This window comes from Altererythrobacter sp. Root672, from assembly GCF_001427865.1.
In the GTDB taxonomy this organism is placed as follows: Bacteria; Pseudomonadota; Alphaproteobacteria; order Sphingomonadales; family Sphingomonadaceae; genus Croceibacterium_A.
The window spans coordinates 846,793-860,326 of record NZ_LMHH01000001.1 but is presented as its reverse complement, the minus strand read 5'-3'; the positions used below and the strand labels follow the sequence as shown (position 1 = coordinate 860,326).

12 protein-coding genes are annotated in these 13,534 nt (G+C 59.3%); 8 read left to right on the top strand and 4 right to left on the bottom strand.

Translation table 11 applies throughout. The annotated features are described in order from the left end of the window. The first annotated feature begins 44 nt into the window (after nt 1-44). From ASD76_RS04215 to ASD76_RS04190, 6 genes are all read left to right on the top strand, one after another. Nucleotides 45-2,222 carry a TadE/TadG family type IV pilus assembly protein gene (locus ASD76_RS04215; protein WP_055918919.1) on the top strand — a complete coding sequence of 726 codons (2,178 nt, stop codon included), beginning with the start codon at nt 45-47 and terminating at the stop codon, nt 2,220-2,222. A 53-nt stretch (nt 2,223-2,275) separates the two neighbouring features. Beyond that, nucleotides 2,276-2,845 (top strand): TadE/TadG family type IV pilus assembly protein, encoded by a 570-nt coding sequence (locus ASD76_RS04210; RefSeq protein WP_235506504.1) that lies wholly within the window; start codon nt 2,276-2,278, stop codon nt 2,843-2,845. A gap of 8 nt (nt 2,846-2,853) precedes the next feature. Beyond that, nucleotides 2,854-3,501, top strand: a complete 648-nt coding sequence (locus ASD76_RS04205; protein ID WP_235506502.1) for a TadE/TadG family type IV pilus assembly protein — start codon at nt 2,854-2,856, stop codon at nt 3,499-3,501. A 370-nt stretch (nt 3,502-3,871) separates the two neighbouring features. Then, nucleotides 3,872-5,863 (top strand): Tad domain-containing protein, encoded by a 1,992-nt coding sequence (locus tag ASD76_RS04200; protein ID WP_162249636.1) that lies wholly within the window; start codon nt 3,872-3,874, stop codon nt 5,861-5,863. Beyond that, nucleotides 5,860-6,492, top strand: coding sequence for a TadE/TadG family type IV pilus assembly protein (locus ASD76_RS04195; RefSeq protein WP_055918910.1), 633 nt, complete (start codon nt 5,860-5,862; stop codon nt 6,490-6,492). Before ASD76_RS04200 ends, ASD76_RS04195 begins: the two co-directional genes overlap by 4 nt. Next, the gene (locus ASD76_RS04190; protein ID WP_055918907.1) at nt 6,477-7,178 is read left to right on the top strand and encodes a TadE/TadG family type IV pilus assembly protein; all 702 of its coding nucleotides are present in this window, start codon (nt 6,477-6,479) and stop codon (nt 7,176-7,178) included. The genes ASD76_RS04195 and ASD76_RS04190 overlap by 16 nt, the downstream gene beginning before the upstream one ends. Before the next feature lie 24 nt (nt 7,179-7,202). Here the strand turns inward: ASD76_RS04190 and ASD76_RS04185 are convergent, their stop codons facing one another. The 3 genes from ASD76_RS04185 to ASD76_RS04175 all read right to left on the bottom strand — a co-directional run bounded on the left by ASD76_RS04185 (nt 7,203) and on the right by ASD76_RS04175 (nt 10,135). Then, on the bottom strand, nt 7,203-8,564 hold the full coding sequence (locus ASD76_RS04185) for a pyruvate dehydrogenase complex E1 component subunit beta (protein WP_055918904.1): 1,362 nt from the start codon (nt 8,562-8,564) through the stop codon (nt 7,203-7,205). 2 nt (nt 8,565-8,566) lie between these two features. Continuing rightward, nucleotides 8,567-9,643, bottom strand: a complete 1,077-nt coding sequence (pdhA, locus tag ASD76_RS04180; RefSeq protein ID WP_055918901.1) for a pyruvate dehydrogenase (acetyl-transferring) E1 component subunit alpha — start codon at nt 9,641-9,643, stop codon at nt 8,567-8,569. Nucleotides 9,644-9,805: 162 nt separating this feature from the next. After that, nucleotides 9,806-10,135, bottom strand: coding sequence for an FtsB family cell division protein (locus tag ASD76_RS04175; protein WP_055918898.1), 330 nt, complete (start codon nt 10,133-10,135; stop codon nt 9,806-9,808). A 125-nt stretch (nt 10,136-10,260) separates the two neighbouring features. On the opposite strand from ASD76_RS04175, the gene hppD reads away from it, so the two are divergent. Then, complete coding sequence (gene hppD / locus ASD76_RS04170) at nt 10,261-11,340, top strand: 4-hydroxyphenylpyruvate dioxygenase (RefSeq protein ID WP_055918895.1); 1,080 nt, start codon at nt 10,261-10,263, stop codon at nt 11,338-11,340. Nucleotides 11,341-11,440: 100 nt separating this feature from the next. Further along, complete coding sequence (locus ASD76_RS04165) at nt 11,441-11,989, top strand: hypothetical protein (protein WP_055918892.1); 549 nt, start codon at nt 11,441-11,443, stop codon at nt 11,987-11,989. A gap of 1 nt (nt 11,990) precedes the next feature. Here ASD76_RS04165 and ASD76_RS04160 read toward each other — a convergent pair whose 3' ends face one another. Continuing rightward, nucleotides 11,991-13,304 carry a MarR family winged helix-turn-helix transcriptional regulator gene (locus ASD76_RS04160; RefSeq protein WP_055918889.1) on the bottom strand — a complete coding sequence of 438 codons (1,314 nt, stop codon included), beginning with the start codon at nt 13,302-13,304 and terminating at the stop codon, nt 11,991-11,993. Nucleotides 13,305-13,534 lie beyond the last annotated feature (230 nt).

Here is a 13,534-nt window from a genome sequence, read left to right as displayed (position 1 = left end):
GGTGCCTCGGTGGGGATCGGTCGGGCAATCCCGGGAACCTCTCCATGCATGACACCACTCCGCGTCAACTGCAGAAGCCGAAAGCCGATGGCAACCGCGGCCTGTTGCGCCGGCTGCGTTATAGCGAGAGCGGCAACGTCATTGCCATCACGGCGGCGGCTCTCGTTCCTCTGATCGCTCTGGTGGGCGGGGGTGTCGACCTAAGCCGCATCTACCTGACCAAGACCCGCCTCCAGCAGGCCTGCGACGCCGGCGCGCTGGCGGCGCGCAAATCGATGAACGGGGTAACCTGGACAAAAGACAGCGAAGCGATCGCGAACCAGTTCTTCAAGGCCAACTTCCCCGAGGGTCGGTACGGGACTGGCACCATCGAATTCAATTTCGGTAAGGCTAAGGAAAGCAAGGACAGCGGTGCAGTTAAAGGCACTGCCAGTGTTCCTGTGCCGATGACTCTGATGGCGATGTTCGACGTCAAAGAAAGTGACGTGGCCGTTACGTGTACGGCTGACCTGCACTTACCCAATACCGACGTGATGTTCGTGCTCGATACGACATTGTCGATGACCCAGACCGATCCGGGTGAAAGCACATCTCGTGAAAGGGCCATGAAGGAGGCGGTCAAATCGTTCATCGACACGCTGGAAGATGTGAAGCCCGACGGCAGCACGATCCGGTATGGCTTTGTACCCTATTCATCCACAGTCAACGTCGGAAGACTGCTCAAGCCGGAATGGATCCAGGACAAGCCTGAATACAATTCCCGCATGACCTACGAGGCGACGAAGCAGAAGGTCAAAAGCGGCGGAGGCAGCTACACTTATCCCGAGGCCTTGACGGTCCAAAATCTCTTGGGACAGACATCTACCGGCGAAGCATTGAATCCCGTAATCGTAGGTTACGGAAATCCAGAAGATTGCACAGTTCCTTCTGGCTACAAAAATACCGATGTCACTACGGACAAGTCAACTGATCCAGTGCCAGCAGCACCTGCACTCCCGCGTAGATTTCAGAGAGTCATTACAAGAGATGGCTATTACTACGGAAGCCGAATGGTTAATGGTAAGTGTGAAATATTAAAAACTGAATTCAAAAATCTTGTAGTCACATATTTCTATGAAATTTCTAGACATCCCAAAGCCGGACAGACGGAATTTTATCCGGAAACTGAAGTTGATGTTTATTCATATTTCTACAATTACGGAAAGATCCCCTTTTCCATCGACGGCTTGAAGAAGCCTGACGGAAGAGGTGGGACAGCGGGCGGCAAAATAGACATAAATACTCTGAGTTACGCTAAGTTTAGAGACACTCCGACAACCTCGCGCAACGACACGGTGGCCGAATCCTTTTGGTGGATACAGAAGCCTGGCGCGAGGGCCGGAGACCAGCCTGTTGATGACCCGACCTCGGGATGCATCGAAGAGCGCGCCACGCTTCGCCCAGGCGAAAGCGGGATCAGGTATGACATGGACGTTAACCTGATACCCACTTCGGATCCCAAGACCCAGTGGAAGCCTTACCTTCCAAGGCTCGTTTTCGCCCGCTTTGCAAGTCCCGCGCAATCGAACCCCAGTTCATGGAATTACACTGACGATCCGAATGATCCGAGGAATCGGACTACTAATGACGCATTCCGTTACGCGCCAGATGCGCTGTACGTCTCGTGCCCGAGCCCCGCGCGCAAGTTCACCTCGGGAGAAGAAGATGTCGCCGCGGTTAAGGCCTATGTCGATGCGCTGCGCATGGAAGGCTACACCTATCACGACATCGGGTTCATGTGGGGCCTGCGCCTCATGTCACCAATCGGGCTTTTCAAGACCGAACATGAACTCGCGGAGGCAAATGGCCGGGTCAACCGCCATCTGATCTTCATGACAGACGGAGAAATCCAGACGAAATTCGGCGCCTACACCGCCTGGGGTGTGTCCGCGATGGACCGGCTGCGCATCAAGAAGGATTCCGCGTTCACTAACAATGCTCTCGACAATGAGGTCACTGAAGCACGCCTGGGTGAACTATGCGCGCAGGCGAAGGGCGGCATGAACATCACGGTGTGGACCATCGCCTTCGGCGACGAAGTCCTCAAGAACAATGCCACCCTTAAAATGCTTGGAGATTGCGCTTCGACCGGCCGGTATTATCCGGCCAAAAATGCTGCCGCGTTGAACAAGACCTTCGCCGACATCGCCTCGCAGATCGCCGCCCTACGGATCACCGGATGAAGAGCTCCGGCTTGCTTCGATCGGTTCGGCGCCTGTTGCATGACTGTCGGGGTGTGACCGTCGTCGAATTCGCCCTTGTCGTACCGATCTTTCTGGGAATGCTGATGTTTGTGTTCGACCTCGGGCACTATCTCTACGTTCGCTCGGTCCTTGCAGGGGAAATCAACGCGGCGGGGCGTTCCTCGACGCTTGAAACCGCGACTGATGCGACCCGTGCGGCAATGGATGCCCGTATCGAGAGCCAGGTCCAAAGGATCGTCCCCAATGGGGACCTGGAGTTTACGTACATCGCCTACAGATCCTATGGGGGTGCCCAGAACCGGGCCGAAGCCTTCAATGACACAGGCGGCGGCGCTTCGAGCGGCAACGGCGTCTGCGACAATAATGAACTGTATATCGACGCAAACGGCAACGGTCAGTGGGATGCGGATGCCGGAGTAAGAGGTGGTGGAAACGCCAATGACGTCGTGATCTACACGGCGAACCTCACCTACAACCGTTGGTTCCCACTCGCCGGCCTGCTTGGCTGGAATCCGCAAGCGAGGCTCACGGCTAGCACGATCCTTCGCAATCAGCCGTTCGGCACGCAGGCCGAACCTCAAGAATTGCATTGCTCGTCGTGAGGACCGCTTTGATCGCACCATTTGCGAAATTCCGCAGGCTGCACTCCTATGGGCAACTGCGCCGAGACCAGCGGGGCGTGGCTTTCGTCGAATTCGCGCTGTCGTTGCCGCTACTCCTAATTCTCATGGGATCGGGACTTGAGCTTGCCAACTACGTGATCGCCACCAAGCAGATCGGTGAATTGGCCGCTATGGTGTCCGACAACGCCTCACGCATGGGATCACAATCTGGGCTCAGAAACAAACCCATCAGCGAAGCCGACATCAACGACGTGTTCATCGGCGCGGATCTGCAAGCCGGCCCTCTCGACATCGACAAGAACGCGCGCATCATCCTGTCGAGCCTGCAACGAGACGACGACGGCAGTCAAAAGATAGTCTGGCAGCGCTGTTTCGGCGAACAGGATGATGCATCGGCTTACGGCGTGGAAGGGGCCACGATCGCGAGCGGAATGGGACCGGCCGGAGCCGAAGTGACCGCGGCACCCAACACCGCGGTGATGGTCGTAGAGGTCGTCTATCGATACCAACGGCTGATGCCGGTCATGGGCCTGCCCCTCGGCGAAATCAGGGAATTCGCCGCGTTCAACATCCGGGACGATCGCGACCTGACAGAACCCCCAACGCTGAACGCAACGCCTTCCAAGTGCGATTAGCGCGGTACGATCGTTGGCCACAGCATGGGTTGATGCACCCGAGGTAACGCAACCCAGCGGAGATCGGACCGCTGCTGCGCCGACTAATTTCAACACTCTATAAATCATTGATTTATAAGGTGATAAAGCGTCATGATGCCTTTCCCCGGCAGATGTCAGGCCGTGGATTCTGGACAGGGGTCTCGAAACACATTGTTAACCCTCCTCTTTGAGGGTCCGGTCACCGTAAAACTGTAATGGCTGGAACTGGGTCGAGTTATTCGGGGTCAGTTCCATGCTTGATGCCAAGCAAAACGCATCGCGGAATCCTAGCAGGAGCAGCCGAAAAGGCGTGCTCCAGCAGCTATTGCGCAACGAAGCCGGTAACATCATGGCTTTGACTGCTGCCGCCACGCTGCCCATGCTTGCCGTGATCGGCGGCGCGGTCGACATCAGCCGTGTATATCTCACGAAGAGCCGCATTCAGGCTGCATGTGACTCAGCTGTTCTGGCGGGCCGCAAGGCTATGCCCGCGGCCATATACACCGACGCGGCGAAGGCCCGCGCCAGAAGCATGTTCAACTTCAACTTCCAAGACGCAGACTACGGAACCAACACCACGAGTTTCGTGACCTCTGCGGATGTCGCGGGCAAGGTCAGCGGAACGGCCAAGACCACGCTTCCAATGGTTATCATGGGAATGTTCGGGGCAAAGCCGTACAAACTTACGGTCAACTGCAGCGCCGACGTCCAGGTCCCGAACATCGACGTCGTGCTGGTGCTCGACGTTACCGGTTCGATGGACGAGTCGATCAGTGGGACGAAGAAGATCGACGCGCTGAAGTCTGCCGCGAAGGACTTCTACACCACGCTGCAAACCGCGATGGTCGGCAATACCCAGTCGCAGCTGCGATATGGGTTCGTGCCATATAGCCAGGCCGTGAACGTGAAGGACCTGTTCAAGAGCAGCCCCAACACTTTGAAGGGCGAGGCTCCGCTCAGCAATCTGATCGACAGCATGGAAGTCGAATCCCGTGTTGCGAACTTCAATACGGCCGTGACCGAATGGGCTCCGGATTCGAGTTCAACGCCGACAACACTCACGCAGATCTTCAACAAAGATACCGCCGCGACGAAAGAGCCGTTCCTGGCGCAGAGTGGGACCGGGTCGAATGTCTCGACCTATGACTGCGATCAGTACGGGTCCAACCTCAGCTTCACGATCGATAGCTCCCCTAACGTGTGGCTGTATCCGCGCACGTCCTGGCCGGGCGGGGAGGCCCAGGGGGATTCCGTTCTCTACCAGAAGGACGGCTCGGGAAGCTGGCTAACCAGCGAGCCCACTGACGCGTCTGCCTACTACTACAAATTGACCTTCTCGCGCGTTACAAATCCCTGGAGCGATGGGAACAAATATAGCTGCACGAGGCAGGTAACGAAAACAAAGTACATCAAGCAGACCAAATATAAACTCACGAACTGGACGTTGAAGCCGTTGAATCTTGACGTATCTGCGTTCAAGTCAGGAACGGCGATCAACTACCTCTCTGACCCGAGCACTCTGCCCACTGATTTCAGTGTCGACACGGCTGGATCGTTCGACATGGTCGCCCTGCGTCAGCTGGCGGGTCTTACGGGCAAGAGCACAACTTGGGATGGTTGCATCGAAGAACGCACGACAACGGCGGTGTCCACCTTCGCGCCCATTCCGGCTGCCGCGAAGGACCTGAACTACGTCGATGGTGGCACAAGCGACACGCTCAGGTGGCGTCCGGTCCTGCGCGACATCACGTGGAATCGGAAGCAAACGGCTCAGCGCACGGTCAACACCAGCGATCTGAGCAATTATCCCAACCCAGGATACACCTGCCCGACGGCGCGGATCCGCAACCTCAATGTCATGACCAAGACCGAGTTCGATACCTACATCGACGGGCTGTCTCCGGGCGGTAACACCTATCTCGACGTCGGCATGATCTGGGGCCTTCGCCTGATCAACCCGCAAGGGATGTTCGCGAGCCGCAACCTTACCGGCCCGAATGGCGGTCAAATCAGCCGTCACATCATCTTCCTGACCGATGGTGAACCGGCGGAAGCTTCATCCTCCTATACCGCATACGGTGTCGAGGATGTCTCCAAGCGCGTTGCGGGTACCACGGGCACGGGGCTTGCGACTCTGCACGCTCGCCGGTTCCAGGCCTTGTGCGATGCGCAGCGCGGCGCGGTCAGCATCTGGGCGATCGCCTTCGGAACGGCGGTGGGCGGCAACCTGTCGAGCTGCGCCGATCCCGGACGCGCCTACCAGGCCAACAACACGACCGAACTCCGCAACGCTTTCAGGAGCATTGCGCAGGAAGTCGCAGACCTGAGGCTTGTCCAATGATCGAGCGCTTTACGAGAGCAAGCCTCAAAACCTTGCGGAAGGTCCTGACCGACGAAACCGGCTCGACAATCATCGAGTTCGCGATCCTCGCCCCGGTCTTCCTGTTGATGCTGATGGCCGTCTTCGACTTTGGCTTTCTCATTTACGCCAAAGCGGTGCTCCAGGGCGCGGTCGAGGAAGGCGCACGTTCGGCGTCACTGGAGAATACCGAATGGAGCTCCATCAAGAAACGCGTGAATAGTCAGGTCGTGGCCGTTCTTCCGGTCGGTGATGCATCGACGGATATCCAGTTCACGTTCGATCCGCAGTACTATGCCAACTACAACGACATCATGCTGCCGGAAGATTTCACCGACAAGAATAGCAATAACCAGTGGGATGCGAACGAGTGTTTCGTCGACCGAAATGGCAACGGAACCTATGACACCGACGTCGGCATGGCCGGGCGCGGTGGTGCGCAGGACGTCCTCTCGATCAGCGCCCAGGTAACCTACACGCGGATCTTCCCGCTTTGGGCGATGCTGGGTGATTCACAGACCCATACGATCATGGCGTCGACCTACCTTCGCAACCAGCCATTTTCCGCTCAAGCCGCTCGGGTGGGGGTCAAGATATGTCCGGCAACATAACCACCGCCATCAAGGAGACGCGCGCATTTCTCGGCCGCCTTAAAGGCGACGAGGAAGGCATGGCCTTCATCGAATTCGGCTTCGCATTGCCCATCTTCATGGCGCTCGGCTTCACGGGCGTGGAAGTGGCAGGCCTAGCTATCGCCAACATGCGCGTGAACCAGATCGCCATGACCGTCGCCGACAACCTGTCTCGCGCCAAGCAGTCGGTACCACTCGGCCTGCCCCAGCTTCGCGAAGTCGACATCAACGACGCACTGCTCGGTGCGCGGATTCAAGGTGGCGGTAGCTTGGAGATCCTCGAGAAGGGCCGGATCGTTGTCTCGAGCCTGCAGCGGAATGCCTCCGGCCTGCAGACAATCACCTGGCAGCGCTGCAAAGGTAAGCTAAACGCCCCTTCAAGCTACGGGGCGCAGGGCGCCACGCAACCTTCGTCCGGGACCTCTGGTTTCCAAGGTATGGGCGCCGGTTCCAACCGTGTTCAAGCGGAAGCGAACAGCGCCATTATCTTCGCCGAAGTCAGCTATGACTATAAGCCTGTCTTCGGCGACTGGGTGCTTGGCAAGATCCGTCTACGTCGCGAAGCGGCCTTCTACGTCCGCGACGATCGCGATCTGACACAGATCTACAATCCCTCGCCGACGGCTTCGGCCTCAACCTGCAACAAGCTGGACTCGACGTTCTAAGCCCCTGAAGGCGGACGTCGGCCGTTAGCGGCCGACGATCGACCGAACGGCGACAGCGATCTTGTCGGTGTTAATCAGCGCCAGTGCTTCGAGATTGGCCGCGTAAGGCAGCGGCACGTCCTCGTTGCAGACCCGCAGAACCGGGGCGTCGAGATCGTCGAAGCCTTCTTCCATGCAGATCGCGATGATCTCCGAGGCGATCGAGCAACCCGGCCAGCCTTCTTCCGCGACGATAAGGCGATTGGTCTTGGCGAGGCTCGCCAAGACGGTTTCCTTGTCGAGCGGACGCAGGGTGCGCAGGTCGATCACTTCGGCTTCGATGCCTTCGGCTGCCAGCGCGTCAGCCGCCTCTAGCGCCAGTCCGACGGCAATCGAGTAAGACACAATCGTCACGTCGCTTCCCTCGCGGACCACGCGGGCCTTGCCGATCGGCAAGACGTGGTCATCGAGTTGAGCGACCTCGAAGCTCCGCCCGTAGACCAGCTCGTTTTCGAGGAAGACTACTGGGTCCTCGCACCGGATCGCCGCCTTCATCAGGCCTTTGGCATCGGAGGAATCATACGGCGCGATCACGATCAAGCCGGGCACGCTGGCGTACCACGGTGCGTAGTTCTGGCTGTGCTGAGCACCGACACGGCTCGCGGCGCCGTTCGGGCCGCGGAACACGATCGGACAGCGCATTTGCCCGCCCGACATGTAGTTGGTCTTGGCAGCCGAGTTGATGATGTGGTCGATCGCCTGCATGGCGAAGTTGAACGTCATGAACTCGACGACCGGCCTCAGGCCGCCCATTGCAGCGCCCGTACCAATGCCGGCGAAGCCATATTCGGTGATCGGGGTATCGATCACCCGTTGCGGGCCGAACTCTTCGAGCAATCCCTGGGTGACCTTGTAGGCACCCTGATACTCGGCGACTTCTTCGCCCATCACGAACACGCGATCGTCCAGGCGCATCTCTTCCGCCATGGCATCGCGCAGAGCCTCGCGCACGGTCAGCTTGACCATATTGGTGCCCGCGGGAATGTCCGGATCGGCAGCGGGTTGCGACTTGGCAACCGGCCGATCGACGGCCGCGGCCACGACCGGAGCTTCGACCTTGGGCTCTGGCGCGGTGGGAGCCGGTGCCGACACCATAGCGTCTTCACCCTCGCCCGCCAGAACCGCAATCACAGTCCCTACTGCAACGTTTTCAGTACCTTCAGGCACGAGGATCTTGCCGACAGTTCCCTCATCGATCGATTCAAATTCCATCGTCGCCTTGTCAGTTTCGATTTCCGCGAGCACGTCGCCAGCGGAAACAGAATCACCTTCCTTGACCAACCACTTGGCAAGGGTGCCCTCTTCCATCGTCGGTGAAAGGGCTGGCATTTTCAACTCGATCGCCATGGTCAGTAAGTCTCCACCAGGACGTCGGTATAGAGCTCAGCGGGCGCAGGTTCGGGAGAGCTTTCCGCGAAATCGGCCGCCTCAGCCACTTGCGCGCGAATGCGCTTGTCGAGGTCCTTCAGCTTTTCTTCGTCCATGCCCATCTTGATCAGGTCCGCCTTGGCGCCCTCGATCGGATCGCTGTGGTCGCGCACGCCCTGCACCTCTTCACGAGTGCGGTACTTGGCCGGGTCCGACATCGAATGGCCGCGATAGCGATAGGTGTTGAGCTCCATCAGTACCGGCCCATTGCCTTCGCGCACGTGGGCGACGGCGATCTCTGCGGCCTTGCGGACTTCGAGTACGTCCATGCCGTTCACTTTCATGCCCGGAATGCGAAACGCCGTCCCGCGGCGATAGAATTCGGTCTCGGCCGAGCTGCGCTTGACCGAAGTGCCCATGGCGTACTGGTTGTTTTCGATGACGAACACGATCGGCAGCTTCCACAAGCTGGCCATGTTGAAGGTCTCGTAGACCTGCCCCTGGTTCGACGCGCCGTCGCCGAAATAGGCCATGCAGACCCCGCCGTCGCCACGATATTTGTGCGCAAAGGCCAGACCTGCACCCAGCGGCACCTGCGCGCCGACAATGCCGTGCCCGCCGTAGAAGGCGTGCTCGGTCGAGAACATGTGCATCGAACCGCCCTTGCCATGGCTGATACCAGCCTGGCGCCCGGTCAGTTCGGCCATGATTATCTTGGGGTCGATGCCATAGGCGAGCATGTGTCCATGATCGCGATAGCCGGTGATGACGCTGTCCTTACCGCCCTGCAGAGCGTCCTGCAGACCGACAGCGACAGCTTCCTGACCGATGTAGAGGTGACAGAAGCCGCCGATCAGGCCCAGGCCGTAAAGCTGGCCGGCCTTTTCCTCGAAGCGGCGGATCAGCAGCATTCTTTCGTAAAACGTCAGGAGCTCTTCGGTGGTCGCGTGAAAGCGCCGGTCCCCTTCGAAGGTTTCCTGAAGGCTGTGCAAGGCGAAATTATCGCCCGAATTTCCGGCATTTGCAGCGGCTTCTGCAGCGGGCTTCTTTGCCGGCACTCGTTTGGTCTTGCCGGAACTTGAACTGGCGGCTCGTGCCAAGGCCTCTTCCCCTGATGGCGCCGTGATGGCGCAGGATGAGCCTCGCCTATAGGCAATAGATCGCGTCGCTGGCAACGCCCCGATTGTCGCTATTTTTGCAGTAGCCGGAGGCTACGCCTCTCAGTTGACCTGATCGGCCTTGTCGAGTTCGACGACGTATTCGTCAGGATGCGCGACGTTGAGATTCTTGCGCAGCAATTCCGTCGCCAAATCCGGATCGACGTGGTTGGGATCGAGCCGATCCACCAGGTTTTCAAGCTCGTCTCGTTCGGCCTGAAGCTTAGCGATCCGCTCCTGCCTCTGCTGGAGCAAAGCCAAGTTCTCCCCCCAGGCCAGCACACCGTAGGGACCGACGAAGGTGAGAGCGCCAAGCACAAGCAGCACACCCAGTGCACCGAACCGGGCGACCTTCTCCCTGACAATTTCGCGCTTGGTTACCACCGAATTCATGAGTTGAGAGAATCACAGTCACCTCCGCATTTCAAGCGCTTTCGTCGGATTCTTCGACTTATCCGCAACCGCCCCCCCGCTGAGTGTCATTGTCCGGTCGCCCCAAAGCGGTTACAGTCGCAACCATGTCAGACTTGTTCGATAATCCGCTCGGCCTCGATGGCTTCGAATTCCTCGAGTTCTCGGCACCACAAAAGGGCGTGCTGGAACCGGCGTTTGAACGCATGGGCTTCAGCCAGGTCGCACGCCATCGCAGCAAGGATGTGCAGCTCTGGCGCCAGGGGCATATCAACCTCATCGCCAATTACGAACCGCGCAGCCCCGCGGCCTACTTTGCGGCCGAGCACGGCCCATCGGCCTGTGGCATGGGTTTCCGGGTACGAGATGCTGGCCGCGCTTATGCCTTGGCTGTCGAGCGAGGGGCCGAGCCGGCCGAGGTCAAAACCGGCGCGATGGAGCTCAACATCCCTGCAATCAGGGGCATCGGGCGTTCTCTGATCTATCTCATCGATCGCTACGACGACGACCTGAACATCTACGATATCGACTTTACCTATCTGGAAGGCGTCGAACGCTATCCGATCGGCGCAGGCTTTCACACTATCGATCACCTGACGCACAATGTTTACAGCGGCAGAGCCAGCCACTGGGAGGACTTCTACTCGCGCATCTTCGGCTTCCGCGAGTTCCGCCAATTCGACGTGACCGGTGAGTATTCCGGGCTGAACACCAAGGTCATGATGGCACCGGACGGCAAGATCCGCATTCCGCTCAACGAGGAAGGTGGCGCCGGCGGCAAAGGCCAGATTGCCGAATACCTTCGTGCCTATAATGGCGAAGGCATCCAGCACATCGCGTTGGCCAGCGACGATCTCTATGCCTCGCTCGACAACCTTGCCTTGCGCGAAATGGCGTTCGCCCCTCCACCTCCCGAGGCCTACTATCGCCAACTCGATGGACGCTTGCCCAGCCATGGGGAGCCCCTCGATGAGCTCCGGAAACGCGGCATCCTTGTCGATGGCACGACTGAAGGAGGGGACCCTCGGCTGTTGATGCAGATCTTCAGCCGGCTGATGATCGGCCCGGTCTTCTTCGAATTTATCCAGCGCAAGGGCGACGAAGGTTTTGGCGAAGGCAACATCAGCGCGCTGTTCAAGTCGATGGAAGACGACCAGCTTGAGCGAGGCGTCTTGGGCTCAGACTAGCGCCTTGGCGAGGTTTTCCCCGTTCAGTCAGGCGCAAGCCTATTGCGCGCTATCCGGGTTCCCGCCACTAAGCGCGGCAAGGAATGAGAGGGGAGTTTCAATGTTGATCATCAGGTACCGCGCAACGATCATGGCTGCTGCGGCCGGATCGCTGGTAGTGGCAAGCGGTCCTGCCTTGGCCCAGATTGATCAACGCACCGCGGCCAACATCATGGTCGAATGCTCCAAGATCGGCGATCCTACGGCTCGTCTCGCCTGCTATGACAACAACGTCCGCAATATCGATCCGGGCGCGCCGATGCCGCCGCCCTCGACCAGAGCGGGAGTTGGCGGTGGTGCGCCGGCCGCTCAGCCAGGACCCCAGGGTTTCGGCTTTGAGAGCGTAAAGCAGCGCGAAGAGCGTTTCACCCCGGTGGCTCCATCCCAACAGCAGGTCTCCGCAACCGTCAGCGCGGCGGTGCAGCGTGAACCGGGAGTCTATCTGGTCACCTTGTCTGACGGCGCACAGTGGCTCTTTTCTGAGGGTGTTGATTACGCCTACCGTCCGCCGAGACGCGGACAGACGATCGAGATCGAGCGCGGAGCGATGGGCGGTTACCTAATGCGCATTGAGGGCCAGAAACCGGTCCCCGTCCGGCGCATGCGCTAAGCTAGGCCCGGTCGATCTCGGCAAAGGCCCGTTCGCGGGCGAGCTGAGCGACTGCGTTTCGGCGCACCTTGTCGAAAGTCGCGAGGAACCTGGCCCTGTGGCCCGGTTCCAAAGGCGCGAGCAGGAAGGTGCTGCGCTGCCGGCCCGCTTCCTGGATCACCTCGACGAGCTCTTGCCCTTCGGCGCTCGGATAGAAGCGGCCGTGCCGACGGCCGGGCTTCCCTTCGCGTGCGACGAGGCCTCGCTCGACAAGCGCGTTGACCGTCCGCGCGGCCTGGCTGTGGTCCCGCGCCAGGGCCGCCACGAGAGCGCTCCATTCGATCGGCGGATTCATGCCGATCTCAGAGAGCACGAACGCCTCGAAAGTCGAAAGTCCAGTAAGTCGCTTGAATGCCAGGGCGCCGCTACGACTGAAGTACGCACTTAGCGTCATCAGCGGCGAGATGATGCGCGAACGGTCGATCACGACCTTTTCGACCTGCCTCTCCTCATCCTCTCGGTCAGTAGAATCGGCCGGCTTTCCGCCCTGCACCAACGCCCGCTCCTGATCATAGAGTGCGATCGCGCGGTCGAGCAGGATCTCGATGGCCTCGAAGAACTCCGAAAGTTCAGCCTCGGAAATGTCTATGGTCAGTTCGCGATTGCGCAGTTCCGCCATTCGCGAAAGGCGTTTTCCAAGCCGCTCGCCATCGCGCGTCAGACGAAGCGGCGCACGGATCTGCTCTCTTTCGACGAGCCGCATTTCAAGCAGCCGCTTCACCGAGCGGCTGACCTGCGCTTTATCGACTCCGACAGCACTGGAGATGTCCGCCGGCACCAACGCGCCAGCGCTCTGCAGCAGGAAAAGCAGTCTCCTGTCGAGTTCGATCAGATACTGTTCGCGAGAGTAAGAGAGTTCAGCGCTTTCACGGACCTTATGCAGGACCTGCCACAGCTCACTCTGAATAACGTGAGGCTGAGCGCCCACGTCCGCCGCAGCGGACGGGACCGACGCGCGCGTGGCAACTTCGATCCCCTTGATGATCAGATCGAGGCCGCTTGAAAATCGTGCTGGAGTATTCTCCGGCCGAGCCCATTGCCGGGCTCCCGTGGCGTAAGCCTCGACCACTCTGAGTGCATCGTCGACCGAGGGCCCAATTGCCCGCGCCAGGACAGAGTGTCCGATCTTGCCAATCGGTGCCTTTCCGGTCCCGGCCCGCCAAACGGCTTCGGCATGGGAGCGCAGAAGCAACCGCCAATCAGCCGCCTCTACGATCGGCCCATCGAGCCCGCTGTTCACGAAAGTGCCTTCCGGCGGCGCGTGCCGCGTGTCCATTAGTGCGGTCTCTCCCGACCGTTTCTTCCCTTAGATTGGAACGTATAACCGTTATTCCGGGAATGAACAGACGACCCGCTCGAGTTGCGGATTCGATTGCCGGCGACGCCAGCCCGGCCGAAGCGATTAACCTTGCTATCCCCCTGAAAACTGTCCCTCGGACATCGAGTTGAGAAGCGATGCACCTTGGCAACACATGCCGTTCGAGCAAGGAGCCAGAACGGCTCAAA

Bases quoted from the DNA above. Each gene is read 5' to 3' on its own strand.
- ASD76_RS04185 (WP_055918904.1), bottom strand. From the start codon at position 8,564: ATGGCGATCGAGTTGAAAATGCCAGCCCTTTCACCGACGATGGAAGAG.
- ASD76_RS04160 (WP_055918889.1), bottom strand. From the start codon at position 13,304: ATGGACACGCGGCACGCGCCGCCGGAAGGCACTTTCGTGAACAGCGGG.
- ASD76_RS04200 (WP_162249636.1), top strand. From the start codon at position 3,872: ATGGCTTTGACTGCTGCCGCCACGCTGCCCATGCTTGCCGTGATCGGC.
- hppD (WP_055918895.1), top strand. From the start codon at position 10,261: ATGTCAGACTTGTTCGATAATCCGCTCGGCCTCGATGGCTTCGAATTC.
- ASD76_RS04175 (WP_055918898.1), bottom strand. From the start codon at position 10,135: ATGAATTCGGTGGTAACCAAGCGCGAAATTGTCAGGGAGAAGGTCGCC.
- ASD76_RS04195 (WP_055918910.1), top strand. From the start codon at position 5,860: ATGATCGAGCGCTTTACGAGAGCAAGCCTCAAAACCTTGCGGAAGGTC.
- ASD76_RS04190 (WP_055918907.1), top strand. From the start codon at position 6,477: ATGTCCGGCAACATAACCACCGCCATCAAGGAGACGCGCGCATTTCTC.
- ASD76_RS04215 (WP_055918919.1), top strand. From the start codon at position 45: ATGCATGACACCACTCCGCGTCAACTGCAGAAGCCGAAAGCCGATGGC.
- ASD76_RS04165 (WP_055918892.1), top strand. From the start codon at position 11,441: ATGTTGATCATCAGGTACCGCGCAACGATCATGGCTGCTGCGGCCGGA.